A 12,046-nucleotide genomic window follows, 5' to 3' on the forward strand; every position below is an offset into this window, starting at 1 on the left:
ATCACCCAGATGCCCACCATCTTCTTCGAGGACCTCGTCCCCGGCTTCACGCGCAGGGGCGGGCCGGTGATCGTGACGCGGGACGAGGTCGTCGCCTTCGCCCGCGCCTACGACGCGCAGAGCTTCCACGTGGACGAGGAGGCGGCGCGGGAAAGCCTGCTCGGCGGCCTAGTCGCCTCCGGCTGGCACAGCTGCGGGCTCGGCATGCGGCTCCTGGCCGAGAGCCTCATCCTGGAGGCGAGTTCGATGGGCTCGCCGGGGATCGAGGAGCTGGGCTGGCTCCGTCCGGTGCGCCCGGGCGACGCGCTCACCTCCGACCTGACGGTGCTGGAGAGCCGCCCCTCCGCCTCGAAGCCCGACCGCGGCTTCGTGCGCCTGCGCCTCGACCTCGCCAACCAGGACGGGGAGACGGTGCTCACCCAGACCTTCCCGGTGATGTTCGGGCGTCGGGGCGCGGCGCCGCTGCCGCCCCGCGCGGTCCCCCGGGCCCCCGTCCCGACGGAGCCTCCGACCGAGGGCGAGGCCTTCCCCGCCGGGCCGATCGAGGATCTGCCGCTCGGGAGGCCCTTCGACCTCGGCACCTACGACTTCCCCCGCGAGGAGATCCTCGACTTCGCCCGCCGCTTCGATCCGCAGCCGTTCCACGTCGACGAGGACGCGGCCCGGCAGAGCCATTTCGGCGGCCTCATCGCCTCGGGTTGGCACAGTGCGGCCGGCTGGATGAACCGGATGGTGGCCGCCCGCGACCGCGGCGCAGCCGCGGCGCGCGGGCGCGGCGAGCCGGCGGCGGCCAGCGGCCCGTCACCCGGTTTCCGCGACCTGCAATGGTTGCGGCCGGTCTACGCGGGGGACCGGATCCGCTACAGCGTCACGATCACGGACACGCGGGCCTCCCGCTCCCGCCCGGGCTGGGGACTCGTCAGCCACCGCGCCGAGGGCGTCAATCAGGCGGGCGAGCTGGTCCTGCGCTTCGACGGCGCCTATCTGGCGCCCACCCGGCAGGGTGCGTGGCCCGTCCGGGCGGTCGATCGTGCTTAAATTTCGATTGATCCCAAGACTTTAATCCGGCCAACCGGGATCACGACCGTCTTTGCGGCCGCTCCGCGAACGGCTGTGCTTCACGCGCCACAGGCGGCGTGGAAACCGCCACGCCTCAACCGATCTTTGCCGGCCTGTTACAGCCAAGTCTCTTTCCCGCCGCATTTGGACGTGACCCAGGATGCCCGTCCCGCCTGTGCGATTCCGCACATGCTCCCAGTCCGGAATCCTGCATGCGCCAGCGCCTCATCCTCGCCGTCCTTGCGATCGCGGCGCCCGTTCCGGCCCTGGCGCTGGAGGCACCCCGCGACAACATCGACGCGCTGATCGAGGCGCAGGCCAAGGCGAACGGCGTTCCGGCGAGCTTCGTGCACCGGGTCGTGAAGCGCGAGAGTGGCTACAACCCGCGCGCCGTGGGGCGCGGGGGTGCGCTCGGGCTGATGCAGATCAAGCACGGAACCGCCCGCGCCCTCGGCTACGCCGGCCCGGCCTCCGGCCTCCTCGACGCGCGGGTGAACCTCACCTACGGCGTCGCCTACCTGGCGGGGGCCTACAAGACCGCCCACGGGAACGAGGCCCAGGCCTACAGCTACTACGCGAAGGGCTACTACTACGCGGCCAAGCGCGCCGGGATCCGCACCGACGTGGCGGAACTCGAGGCGCCGCTCCAGGCGCCGCCGCCCGCGAATCCGCTCAACCAGTTCTTCGGCAAGATCTTCGGCGGTGGGCCCCGTCCCGCCGCGGTCGTCACGGCCTCGGCGGACCCCTCGGTGGCCGCCCTGTCGAGCGCCGTGCAGGCGCAGGCACCTGCCGAGCCGGCCCCGGCCGCGGCGCCCCCGCAGGCGCCGCCGGCCGCGCCCGCTCTCGCCGCCCCGCTGCCGCCGCCGCGCCCGGCCGCCGCCCCCGTCCTCGCCTATGCGGGAGCCTCGCCGATCGCCGGGCTGCCCGTCCCGACCTACGGGCTGCGCGGCGGCGTTGCGCCCGCGGCCGAGCCCGTGGCTGCCGCGGCGACCCCGGCCGTCACCACCGTCGCCTCGGCCGATCCCGCCGCCACCGTCGCGGAGGCCGAGCCGGCCGTGCACGTGCCGCTGCCGCCGCGCCGGCCGGTGGAGTTCCGGCACTTCGCCGCCCGCAAGCCCGCCAAGCCCGTCCCGATGACGGCCTCGGCGGCGCCCGACGCCGCGCTCCCGGCCAGCCAGTAGCATCCCGGTTCCCCGGATTGCGGGTTTGGTTCGGGCGCGAACCCCTCTATGGTACGCCGTACCGCGTTTTCGAAAGCGCGGCAGCAGCGGGAGGGAACGCACATGGCCGCGCCGCGGGACGTCTACATCTGCGACTTCGTGCGCACGCCGATCGGCCGCTACGGCGGCGCCCTGGCGGAGGTGCGGGCGGACGACCTCGCCGCCGTGCCGCTGGCGGCGCTCATTCATCGCCATCCCTCGCTGAAGGAGGGCGTCGAGGAAGTCTTCCTCGGCTGCGCGAACCAGGCCGGCGAGGACAACCGCAACGTCGCCCGGATGGCGCTGCTGCTGGCGGGCCTGCCCGACACGGTGCCGGGCGCCACGCTGAACCGCCTCTGCGCCTCGGGGCTCGACGCGGTCGGGGCGGCGGCGCGGGCGATCCGGGCGGGCGACATCGACCTTGCGCTGGCCGGCGGCGTCGAATCGATGACCCGCGCGCCCTTCGTCATGGGCAAGAGCGGCGAGGCGTGGCAGCGCCAGGCCGAGATCCACGACACCACGATCGGCTGGCGGTTCATCAACCCGGTGCTTCGGCAGCAGTACGGCGTCGATTCCATGCCGGAGACGGCCGAGAACGTGGCCGAGGATTACCAGATCGGCCGCGACGACCAGGACGCCTTCGCGCTGCGCTCGCAGCATCGGGCCGGCCGCGCCGCCGCCGCGGGGATCTTCGCCGAGGAGATCGTCCCGGTGGAGATCCCGACGCGCAAGGGCGCGCACCGCCGGGTCGAGGCGGACGAGCATCTGCGCCCGGACACGACCGCCGAGGCCCTGGCGCGGCTCAAGCCCTTCGTGCGCCGCGACGGGACCGTGACCGCGGGCAACGCCTCGGGCGTCAATGACGGGGCGGCGGCCCTCGTCCTGGCGAGCGCCGAGGCCGCCGCGCGGCACGGGCTCACGCCCCTCGCCCGCGTCCTCGGGATCGCCTCGGCGGGTGTGCCGCCGCGGGTGATGGGGATCGGGCCGATCCCCGCCGTGGAGAAGCTCTGCGCCCGGCTGGGCCTGCGGCCGACCGATTTCGACGCGATCGAGCTGAACGAGGCCTTCGCGTCCCAATCCCTGGCCTGCCTGCGCGGGCTCGGCCTGGCGGACGCGTCCGAGCACGTGAACCCGCATGGCGGCGCCATCGCCCTCGGGCACCCGCTCGGCATGTCGGGAGCGCGGATCGCCGGGGCGGTCACCCGCCAGCTCGGCCGAAGCGGCGGCCGGCTCGGCCTCGCCACGATGTGCGTTGGGGTGGGGCAGGGGGTCGCCCTCGCGGTCGAGCGCGTCGGCTGAGATCCTCCGGTTCCTGCGGCAAACGGCCCGGATCGCCGCCCGACGGAGCGGCCAGCCCCTTGCTTGCCGGGACGAGCGGCCCGATCGGGCCGTGTGCACCGCAACACAGGCAGTCGCCAGCCGCTCTCCTATAGGGTAAGCAGGCGCTCCGGCCGGCGGGGGTCGCCCTCGGTCCCCGGTTCCACCGCGAAGCGGCGCCGCACTCCCTCACGAAGTCACACGGCGATGCGTCCTTCCTCCTCCCTCCACCCGCTGCATGCGGCGACTGGCGCCTCCGCCGCGGGCGGCGCCGCGCGGTCCGCGCCGCCGAGCCCGCCCGCCGATCCGGCCGAGGCCGAGGCCCGCTTCCTCGCCGAACTGGGCCAGCGGGTGCGCACCGCGCGGTCGGTCCGGGCCATGTCCCGCAAGGTGCTCTCGCAGAGTTCCGGCCTGTCCGAGCGGTACATCGCGCAGCTGGAGACGGGGCACGGCAACGTGTCGATCATCCTGCTGCGGCGGGTGGCGAACGCGATCGGCGTTCGGCTGGAGGATCTGATCGCCCCGGTGGACGCCTCCCCGGACTGGCCCGTCTTCCGCGACCTCCTCCAGGGCGCCTCGCCCGCGCAGGTAGCGGCGGCCAAGCGCGCCCTGTCGGGCGTCGGCGCCGCGCCGGTGTCGGACGAGATCGGACCGCCGCGCGTGGCGCTGATCGGGCTGCGCGGCGCCGGCAAGTCGACCCTCGGGCGCATCCTGGCCGAGCGCCTGACCTGGCGCTTCGTCGAGCTCAACCGCGAGATCGAGCGCGAGAACGGCCTCTCGGTCGCGGAGATCTTCGCGATCTACGGCCAGGAGGGCTACCGCCGCCTGGAGCAGGCCGCGTTGCGCAACCTCGCGGTGCAGGACGGTCCGATCGTCCTGGCGACCGGCGGCGCCATCGTGGCCGAGCCCGTCACCCTCGACCTGCTGCTCTCCTCCTTCTACACGGTCTGGCTGAAGGCCCGGCCGGAGGAGCACCTGCGGCGCGTCCGCGAGCAGGCGGCGCTCGGCGCGCCGCGGCCGCGCTTGCCGGACAACGACAGCGCGCTGCGCGAGCTGAAGGCGGTCCTGATCAGCCGCGAGCCGCTCTACGCCCGCGCCCGCGCGGCGCTCGACACCGCGGACCTCACGGTCGCGGAGACGGCCGCGCGCCTGACCGGTCTCGTCGAGACGCATTTCGGCCTGCGTCAGCGTCGCTGACCCGCGCGCCTCACGTCGCCAGGAAGTTCTCCAGGGTCCGCGCGACGGCGTCGGGCGCATCGTGGTGCAGGTTGTGACCGGTGCCGGGGAGACGCTCGTAGCGCGCACCGGGCACGAGGGCGACCCGTGCCCCGATCTCCCCCGCCAGGGCGGGCGGGAAAGGGGCTCCCGAGCCGACGAAGAGGGTGGGCGCCGTGATCCGGCGCCAGCAGGCCGCCGCCTCGGCGAAGCGGTAGAGAGTCGCGAAGGGTCGGCGATGGGCGGGGTCGAAGGCCCAGGTCCAGCCGCCCGCCGGGTCTTCCCGGGCGAGATGCGGGGCGAGGAAGAGCGCCCGCGCGGTTCCGAGCGCTGGGTTGGCGGCGGCAAGGCGCGCGGCCATGGCCGGCAGGCTCGGGTAGCGCGTCGGGGCGGCCGGGGCCCGCAGCGCGTCGAGCCAGCGCGCGAGCTGGCCGGGGGCTTCGGCCGGACCGCGCTCCGGCAGCCCGAACCCGTCGAGGGAGACGAGGTGCGCGACGCGCTCCGGCCGCAGGCCCGCGTAGAGGAGGGCCATGTTGCCGCCGAGGCTGTGCCCGGCGAGGGCCACCGGCCCGGGCGGGGCCAGCGCGTCGAGGATCCCGTCGAGGTCCGCGAGATAATCCTGCCACCAGTAGCCGGCGGGCGCCGGGTCGCTGAGCCCGTGGCCGCGCCAGTCGGGCGCGATCACCCGCCGGTGCTGCGACAGGGCGTCGACGAGGAACTGGAAGGTGATCGAGGCGTCGCGGCTGCCGTGCAGGAGCAGGAGGATTGGCGCCTCCTCCGGACCCCAGGCGCGCAGGTGGAGCCGCAGGCCCCGCACGGACAGGAAGCGGCTCTCGGACGCGAGGCGGGGAGCATAGGGGGGCATCGTCGGGGCTCGAGGGAGGGCGGGAGGCTGGGTCGCGAGGCGAGGTCGGGGCTTGCCGACGACCGGCTCACTCCCCACGCTATGCGGAAGTTTCCGGTTGGGATATGCCGGCCGTGACCGCGCCCGGCCACCGCATTCCTCGCCCGAGGAGAGGTTCGATGTCGTCCAATCCCGTCCCCTCCCACGCCCGGCCGGACCCGATCGCCGTAGTCGACCCGGTCTGGCGCCGCCTGAGGCAGGAGGCCGAGGTGGTGGTACGCGAGGAGCCGCGGCTCGCCTCCTTCATCGTCGCCACGATCCTCAACCACGGCACGCTCGAATCCGCCGTCTCCCACCGGGTCGCCGCCCGGCTCGGCCACGCCTCCCTGTCGGCCGACCTCATCGCCCAGAGCTTCGCGGAAGCCGTGAGCGACGATCCGCGCATCGGCCAGGCCTTCCGGGCCGATATCGGCGCGGTGGTGGACCGCGATCCGGCGGCCGGACGGGCGATCGAGCCGGTGCTCTACTTCAAGGGTTTCCACGCCATCCAGGCGCATCGCCTGAGCCACTGGCTGTGGAATCGCGGCCGCCGCGACCTCGCCCTTTACCTGCAGAGCCGCGCCTCGGAGGTCTTCCAGACCGACATCCACCCGGCGGCCCAGATCGGGCGGGGCGTGTTCCTCGACCACGCCACCGGGCTGGTGGTTGGCTCGACCGCGGTGATCGAGGACGAGGTCTCGATCCTTCACGCCGTGACCCTCGGGGGAACCGGCAAGCACGGGGGCGACCGCCACCCGAAGATCCGCCACGGGGTGATGATCGGCGCCGGCGCCAAGATCCTCGGCAACATCGAGGTGGGGGCCTGCGCGCGGGTGGCGGCGGGCTCGGTGGTGCTGCACCCGGTGCCCCCCGGCACCACGGTGGTGGGCGTGCCGGCCCGCGTGGTCGGCTCGGCCGGCTGCGCCGACCCGGCCCGGTCGATGAACCAGGTCGTCGACATGGACCCGTTCGTGCACGCCATGGACGGGATCTGAGGTCCCGCGGTCGCCGCGGAGCGGCTTGCCCCGGAGCGCACCCCATGGCAAGGCGGGCCTCCGACCCCTGCGCGGCGCTCCGGCGCATCGCCCGGGGCATCGTCACGGCAACCGCGAAGAGGTCAGCGTGAACAAGTCCGAAATGGCGAAGGTGGAGGGATACCTGCGCCGCAAGTTCGCCAACCACTCCCTCCGCCTCGTGGGCCGGCCGAAGAAGACGGATTCGGCGGAGGTCTATCTCGACGACGAGTTCATCGGCGTCCTCTCGGAGGACAACGAGGACGGCGATCGCTCCTACAACTTCTCGATGGCGATCCTCGACACCGACCTGGACGATTGAGCCGCGGCCGGGCGCTCAGCCCTTCGCCGGGTCCGGGCCGAACAGGCGCTCCAGCGCCTGCAGCGCCGCCTGCCAGCCGGGGAGGCGCTCCGCGGCGAATCGCAGACGCAGCGAGAGGTCCCCGAACTGCACCTCGCTGAGACAGGCGCCCTCGGGCTCCGGCCCGGGATCGACGGCGCAGCGGGCGGCGAAGCGGCCGCCCTCGGCCTGCGCGAGGTAGAGGTCCTCCCCCTCGAACGGCGAGCCGGCGCGAAAGCGCCGCCGCAGCAATCCGCCCGGACTCGGCTCGATCTCGGCCGTCAGGAAACGGGCGTAGCGCCGGGCCGGGCTCAGGGGCGCCTCGGTCTCGGGGGACCGGGTGACGGTGACGCGCAGGCGCCCGGGCGCATCGGGCATCGCGAGATCCTTCCACGGGATGGCGAGATCGAGACGGTCGGCGGTGGCCTCGCGCGGGGCGGCGCCCGTGAACCACGCGGCCGGCAGCGACAGGGTCCGGCCCGACGGATCCGCGACGAGCCGCAGCCCGGCCTCGGCCTGGGGCCGCGTCGCCCACGCGGCGATCAGGCCCGTGGAGGCGAGCGACAGCAGCAGGGTCGCGCCCGCCGCGATCATCACCCGGTGATCGATCGGGATCCGCCGCGGCGGCGCGGGCCGTGCCCTGCGCATCGTCGCGACGCCTGCCACCGGCCCCATCGCCGTCGTCCCCGCTCACGGCCGTCCGGCGGCCTCGCAGCACCGACGATCCGCCCGGACGCTTAACGCCGGATTACCGCAGTGCCGCGGGATCGCGCGGTCGCTACGCAGTCCTCCCCCGGGACGGGTGCTTCCCCGTTGTGGATAACGAGTTCTTAACCATAACAACCCGTTAGCGGCGCGGCAGAGTGGCGGCGTCCCGGTCCCGTGCGGAGCTGACGATGACGCTGACACCGACCGCCGTCGAGAATCTTCAGACCCTGGTCCTCGGGCTGGCCTTCGCGGGCCTGCTCGCCAGCGGCTTCGAGCTGCTGACCGCGCGGCGGGCGAGCTTCAGCCTGCTCCAGCGCGGCGGGGTGGACGCCCTGGCCTGCCTGCCGGTCCTGGCCTTCGGGGCGCCCTTCATCATCCTGCGCAACACCGTGCGCGGCCGGCGCCTGGAGGGCCGCCCGATCCCCTTCGTGATGCTGGCGACGATGATCGCCTGCGGCTGGAGCCTGCTCTCGGGCCGCGTCGTGCTCGACCTCGCGCAGCTGGTCGCCGGGACCTGAGACGTCGTCGGCGCGACGAGAGGGCCGGCGTCGCCACGTCGACCCTCGGGAGGTAGCCGCGGGCCGTCCCGCTCAGCGGTTCGCGGTGGTGACCGGGGAGGCGACGCCGTTGAGCGAGACCCAGGCGAGACCGTCCTGGCCCTCGCGCTTCACGAAGGTGTAGCCCGTCCGCTGCCACGGCAGGATCGCGTTGGTCTTGTTGTCGAGGATGTAGTCGCCGCGGTCCGTGCGCACCATCAGCACGGCGTGACCCTCGCCGATCTCGTCGATCACCACCGTCATCCGCAGGGCGCGCTTGGGCAGCCCGCGCTCGACCAGCATCCGCCGCTTCAGGAGCTGGTAGTCCTCGCAGTCGCCGTAGCCGTCATCGGGAAAGTCCCAGCGGTCGACGACGCCCCAATGCGCCTGGTCGGTCAGCGGCTTGATCCGGGTATTGACCCGGCGGTTGACCGCCGCGAGGGTCCTCATCACCGCCGACGTCAGCGCGATGGTGGCCGGCTCCCGGGTGTCGACGTCGCACTCGCCGGGGTAGCGGCTGCAGAACTCGACCCAGGCGCTGACCGGCTTCGCCACCGGGCCGCGGTCGATGCCCGCGCGGGCGTCGGGCAGGGACGCGAGGGTCTGCGTCTGCGCCTGGCTCGTCGCGCCGCCGATCAGCAGCGTGCCGCCCACGAGCCCGGCCTGCGCGACCCGCACGCACCGGGAGACGAGGCCTCGGCGATCGACGCTCGTCGCCCGGCCAAGGCCATCCACCACAACCCGCATCTGCCCCATCGACCCGTGTGCATCGTTCTTGCACGTCAGGCTGCCACGGGGTGGGGACCCGCTCAACAGAAAAATTTAAACCTTGATGAACGCCCGCGCCCCATTTTGGTTCCAATTCGAAACACTTTTTTCCGGGCTGATTCGTGCTCAGCGGTTGGCGGTCATGGTCGGTCCGGTCGCGCCGCCCATCGAGACCCAGGCGACGGTGTCCTGGGACTCGCGCTTGATGAAGGTGTAGCCGGTGCGGTGCCAGGGGAGCACGGCGCTGGTCTTGTTGTCGAGCACGAGGTCGCCGCGGTCGGTGCGCAGCATCAGTACGGCGTGGCCCTCGCCCTTCTCGTCGATCACCACCGTCATGCGCATCGCCCGCCGCGGCAGCCCCGCATCGGCCAGCAGCTTGCGCTTGAGCAGCTGGTAGTCCTCGCAGTCGCCCATGCCGTCCTCGGCCAGGTCCCAGCGGTCGGGCACGCCCCAGTGCTCCTGGTCGGTGATCGGCTGGATGCGGGTGTTGACCGAGCGGTTGACCGCCGTGATCGTCTGCCACAGCCGCGGGCTCAGCGTGATCGTGTCCGCCTCCGACAGGTCCACCGCGCATTCCGACGCGTAGCGCTGGCAGAACTCCGTCCAGGCAGCGATCGGCCGGGCGGCCCCGAGGGCGGGCGCGGCGAGGGTGGTGGCCGGCAGGGCGGCCATGGTCTGCGCCCGCGCCCCCGCGGTGCCGGCGAGCAGCGCCAGCGCCGCCGCCACACCCATCACGCCCTTCTGAATGTCGCCGAACATCGGTGCCGTCCCCTTCGTTGAGGAGACGATGGCCCGTCGGCCGCTCGGACCCGCTGAAATGGATCCGCGCAATTTTATCGAATTCCCGCCGCGCCGCCCCCGCCTCAGTGCAGGGCCAAGAGCCGGTCGAGACTTCGCCTTAAATCCCGCGGATCGCGGTGACGATCGAGCAACCATGCGGGCGACCGGGAAACACTGTGCCGCCCGGCGCCGTTGTCCAGCCCCCGGACTGGTCCGGGCAGGAGAGGGACGACGCCATGGGGATTCCGACGCCCGCCGCCACCGACGCGCTGCCCAACGGCCCGCTCGACGCCGCGGCGGTGCATCTGTGCGTCGACATGCAGAACCTCTTCGCGCGCGAGACCGCGTGGCACACGCCCTGGATGCTGCGCGTGCTGCCCGCCGTCCGCCGCCTCGCCGAGCGCTTCCCCGAGCGCACCGTGTTCACGCGCTTCATCCCGGCCCGCCGCACGGGGGAAGGGGAGGGGTGCTGGCAGCGCTACTACGAGCGATGGTCCTGCATGACGATCGCGGCGCTCGGCGAGGAGATGGTCGACCTCGTGCCCGATCTCGCCGCCCTGACACCCCCGGCCGCGGTGATCGACAAGACCGTCTACTCCCCGTGGCTGGAGCCGCCCCTCGCCGCGCTGCTGCGGGAGCGCCGCGCGCGGACCCTCGTCGTCACCGGGGGCGAGACGGATGTCTGCGTCCTCGCCAGCGTGCTCGGGGCGGTGGACCGCGGCTACCGGGTGGTGCTCGCGACGGACGGGCTCTGCTCGTCCTGCGACGCGACCCACGACGCGATGCTGCTGCTCTACGGGCAACGCTTCGGACAGCAGATCGAGACAGCGACGATCGATCAGATCCTGCGCAATTGGTCATGATATCAGGGACATGATCCGTCAAAAGGCACAGTCCTGATCGGGAAACACCGCGAAACCAACCACACGGAGACGTGAACGGCGCGTGGCGAGCGTCGAAGGATCGTTCCGTCGCCCGCCAACATCTTTAACCCCGGGGCGGCGGATGACACACTCTCGTCGGAAACACGTCGTATCCCACTGTGATGATGACCCTGATATCCGGAGGTGCGGCAATGCGCTGCTACAACCTTTTCCGCCTGACGGATCCCAACGGCCTGACCTGTGCCGTACCGGAGGATTACACCGTGCCGTCGTTCGTGACGGGCAAGCGCTGGGTTTTCGACGGGAAGCTCGACGGCAGCGGCCGGCGTCCGCGCGGCTTCGACACGGATGCGGCCGCGACGGCGGTCCGGTTCAACGGCTTCTACCTGTTCCAGCGCGTCGACGCCTGACCGCTGCGCCATCGCGTGGATGGTTCCTTAAGGTCCCGGACGCATCCTCCGCCCGGTCGCGCTTCTGGCGACGAACGGCTGAGCGGGCGGAATGTCTGAGCTGCGCAGAGAGGTGCGTCTGAGGACCTTCCTGAAGGGACGGATCGTCTTCAACAACGGGAATGCGTCGATGGATTGCCTCGTCCGCGATCTGTCGCCCACGGGCGCGCGCCTCGCCCTGAGCCAGACCGCCGTCCTGCCGGACTCCTTCGACCTACACATTCCGGCCAAGGACAAGATCTACCGGGCGACCCTGCGCTGGCGGCGCAACGATGGGGTGGGCGTCGCCTTCCAGGAGGAACCCGCCGCCCACCCGCACGCCGCGGCTCCGGCCGACCTCTCCACGGCCGCGCTTCTGCGGCGCATCCAGGAGCTGGAGGCGGAGAACGCCACGCTCCGCCGCCTCCTGGCGGAGGCCGAGGCGGCCATGGTGGAGAAGATCGGGTAGAGCATTGCCCGCTGAGGTGGCCCCCGGTTCAGCGTAGGACATGCGGCAGAATCAGAGACCGGGAGCAGGCTTCACGGTTCAACCTGGTTGAAGCCTGCTCAAGGCGGGACCGCGCGCCGCGACGGGCCGCTCGCGGACGCCGATGCCGCCGAACCGGGCGGAGGCCGACGCCCTCTCCCCCAAAGACGAAGGGCCGCCCCGTCGCCAGGGCAGCCCTTCCATTGCCGAACCGCAGCCCGGCGAACCGTTCGATCGAGCGCTCAGGCGGCGAAGCCGGAGGCGACGATCCAGGTCAGGTCCACCGACACGTGCGGCTGATGACAATGAGACACTGGATCACCTCCTTTCGGTTGTTGACGATGAGCCGAATGTAGGGACCGCGGGCGGCCATGCAAGCGCTTCCGCCGCGGCCATCCGCCCTGGAGGCGCGGCCTTGACCACGACCAT

14 protein-coding genes are annotated in these 12,046 nt (G+C 72.6%); 10 read left to right on the forward strand and 4 right to left on the reverse strand.

All coding sequences use genetic code 11. The features are described from left to right. The first annotated feature begins 9 nt into the window (after positions 1 to 9). From ACW9J6_RS03605 to ACW9J6_RS03620, 4 genes are all read left to right on the forward strand, one after another. Positions 10 to 1,038, forward strand: coding sequence for a MaoC family dehydratase (locus ACW9J6_RS03605; protein WP_457115051.1), 1,029 nt, complete (start codon positions 10 to 12; stop codon positions 1,036 to 1,038). Between the two features lie 233 nt (positions 1,039 to 1,271). Next, positions 1,272 to 2,240 carry a transglycosylase SLT domain-containing protein gene (locus ACW9J6_RS03610; RefSeq protein WP_457115052.1) on the forward strand — a complete coding sequence of 323 codons (969 nt, stop codon included), beginning with the start codon at positions 1,272 to 1,274 and terminating at the stop codon, positions 2,238 to 2,240. A gap of 102 nt (positions 2,241 to 2,342) precedes the next feature. Continuing rightward, positions 2,343 to 3,557 (forward strand): 3-oxoadipyl-CoA thiolase, encoded by a 1,215-nt coding sequence (gene pcaF, locus ACW9J6_RS03615; RefSeq protein ID WP_457115053.1) that lies wholly within the window; start codon positions 2,343 to 2,345, stop codon positions 3,555 to 3,557. 225 nt (positions 3,558 to 3,782) lie between these two features. After that, complete coding sequence (locus ACW9J6_RS03620; protein ID WP_457115054.1) at positions 3,783 to 4,772, forward strand: helix-turn-helix transcriptional regulator; 990 nt, start codon at positions 3,783 to 3,785, stop codon at positions 4,770 to 4,772. A 10-nt stretch (positions 4,773 to 4,782) separates the two neighbouring features. On the opposite strand, the gene ACW9J6_RS03625 is transcribed toward ACW9J6_RS03620, so the two are convergent. Beyond that, a complete protein-coding gene (locus ACW9J6_RS03625) occupies positions 4,783 to 5,655 on the reverse strand; it encodes an alpha/beta fold hydrolase (RefSeq protein ID WP_457115055.1) in 873 nt (290 codons plus the stop codon). A gap of 158 nt (positions 5,656 to 5,813) precedes the next feature. Between ACW9J6_RS03625 and cysE the strand changes: the two genes are divergently transcribed. After that, positions 5,814 to 6,668 carry a serine O-acetyltransferase gene (cysE, locus tag ACW9J6_RS03630; protein WP_457115056.1) on the forward strand — a complete coding sequence of 285 codons (855 nt, stop codon included), beginning with the start codon at positions 5,814 to 5,816 and terminating at the stop codon, positions 6,666 to 6,668. 142 nt (positions 6,669 to 6,810) lie between these two features. Continuing rightward, positions 6,811 to 7,008, forward strand: coding sequence for a DUF3126 family protein (locus ACW9J6_RS03635; RefSeq protein WP_457115120.1), 198 nt, complete (start codon positions 6,811 to 6,813; stop codon positions 7,006 to 7,008). Positions 7,009 to 7,023: 15 nt separating this feature from the next. Here ACW9J6_RS03635 and ACW9J6_RS03640 read toward each other — a convergent pair whose 3' ends face one another. Beyond that, a complete protein-coding gene (locus tag ACW9J6_RS03640; protein WP_457115057.1) occupies positions 7,024 to 7,701 on the reverse strand; it encodes a hypothetical protein in 678 nt (225 codons plus the stop codon). A gap of 221 nt (positions 7,702 to 7,922) precedes the next feature. Here ACW9J6_RS03640 and ACW9J6_RS03645 point away from each other — a divergent pair, with 221 nt between their 5' ends. After that, on the forward strand, positions 7,923 to 8,252 hold the full coding sequence (locus tag ACW9J6_RS03645) for a DUF6949 family protein (RefSeq protein ID WP_457115058.1): 330 nt from the start codon (positions 7,923 to 7,925) through the stop codon (positions 8,250 to 8,252). Between the two features lie 72 nt (positions 8,253 to 8,324). On the opposite strand, the gene ACW9J6_RS03650 is transcribed toward ACW9J6_RS03645, so the two are convergent. Both ACW9J6_RS03650 and ACW9J6_RS03655 read right to left on the reverse strand, forming a co-directional pair. Next, positions 8,325 to 9,017 carry a transglutaminase-like cysteine peptidase gene (locus tag ACW9J6_RS03650; protein ID WP_457115059.1) on the reverse strand — a complete coding sequence of 231 codons (693 nt, stop codon included), beginning with the start codon at positions 9,015 to 9,017 and terminating at the stop codon, positions 8,325 to 8,327. Between the two features lie 147 nt (positions 9,018 to 9,164). Then, complete coding sequence (locus ACW9J6_RS03655) at positions 9,165 to 9,797, reverse strand: transglutaminase-like cysteine peptidase (RefSeq protein WP_457115060.1); 633 nt, start codon at positions 9,795 to 9,797, stop codon at positions 9,165 to 9,167. Positions 9,798 to 10,054: 257 nt separating this feature from the next. Here ACW9J6_RS03655 and ACW9J6_RS03660 point away from each other — a divergent pair, with 257 nt between their 5' ends. The 3 genes from ACW9J6_RS03660 (at position 10,055) to ACW9J6_RS03670 (ending at position 11,599) form a co-directional block, all read left to right on the forward strand. Continuing rightward, complete coding sequence (locus ACW9J6_RS03660) at positions 10,055 to 10,681, forward strand: cysteine hydrolase family protein (protein ID WP_457115061.1); 627 nt, start codon at positions 10,055 to 10,057, stop codon at positions 10,679 to 10,681. 212 nt (positions 10,682 to 10,893) lie between these two features. Further along, entirely contained in the window at positions 10,894 to 11,112 is a 219-nt protein-coding gene (locus tag ACW9J6_RS03665; RefSeq protein WP_457115062.1) for a hypothetical protein, read from the forward strand. A 91-nt stretch (positions 11,113 to 11,203) separates the two neighbouring features. Next, positions 11,204 to 11,599, forward strand: coding sequence for a PilZ domain-containing protein (locus ACW9J6_RS03670; RefSeq protein ID WP_457115063.1), 396 nt, complete (start codon positions 11,204 to 11,206; stop codon positions 11,597 to 11,599). Positions 11,600 to 12,046: the final 447 nt, after the last annotated feature.

This window comes from Methylobacterium sp. JK268, from assembly GCF_054052225.1.

Coding starts and splice junctions, on each gene's coding strand:
- ACW9J6_RS03660 (WP_457115061.1), top strand. CDS start 10,055: ATGGGGATTCCGACGCCCGCCGCCACCGACGCGCTGCCCAACGGCCCG.
- ACW9J6_RS03645 (WP_457115058.1), top strand. CDS start 7,923: ATGACGCTGACACCGACCGCCGTCGAGAATCTTCAGACCCTGGTCCTC.
- ACW9J6_RS03620 (WP_457115054.1), top strand. CDS start 3,783: ATGCGTCCTTCCTCCTCCCTCCACCCGCTGCATGCGGCGACTGGCGCC.
- ACW9J6_RS03665 (WP_457115062.1), top strand. CDS start 10,894: ATGCGCTGCTACAACCTTTTCCGCCTGACGGATCCCAACGGCCTGACC.
- ACW9J6_RS03670 (WP_457115063.1), top strand. CDS start 11,204: ATGTCTGAGCTGCGCAGAGAGGTGCGTCTGAGGACCTTCCTGAAGGGA.
- ACW9J6_RS03650 (WP_457115059.1), bottom strand. CDS start 9,017: ATGCGGGTTGTGGTGGATGGCCTTGGCCGGGCGACGAGCGTCGATCGC.
- ACW9J6_RS03640 (WP_457115057.1), bottom strand. CDS start 7,701: ATGGGGCCGGTGGCAGGCGTCGCGACGATGCGCAGGGCACGGCCCGCG.
- ACW9J6_RS03625 (WP_457115055.1), bottom strand. CDS start 5,655: ATGCCCCCCTATGCTCCCCGCCTCGCGTCCGAGAGCCGCTTCCTGTCC.
- ACW9J6_RS03605 (WP_457115051.1), top strand. CDS start 10: ATGCCCACCATCTTCTTCGAGGACCTCGTCCCCGGCTTCACGCGCAGG.
- ACW9J6_RS03635 (WP_457115120.1), top strand. CDS start 6,811: ATGGCGAAGGTGGAGGGATACCTGCGCCGCAAGTTCGCCAACCACTCC.
- ACW9J6_RS03610 (WP_457115052.1), top strand. CDS start 1,272: ATGCGCCAGCGCCTCATCCTCGCCGTCCTTGCGATCGCGGCGCCCGTT.
- ACW9J6_RS03655 (WP_457115060.1), bottom strand. CDS start 9,797: ATGTTCGGCGACATTCAGAAGGGCGTGATGGGTGTGGCGGCGGCGCTG.
- cysE (WP_457115056.1), top strand. CDS start 5,814: ATGTCGTCCAATCCCGTCCCCTCCCACGCCCGGCCGGACCCGATCGCC.
- pcaF (WP_457115053.1), top strand. CDS start 2,343: ATGGCCGCGCCGCGGGACGTCTACATCTGCGACTTCGTGCGCACGCCG.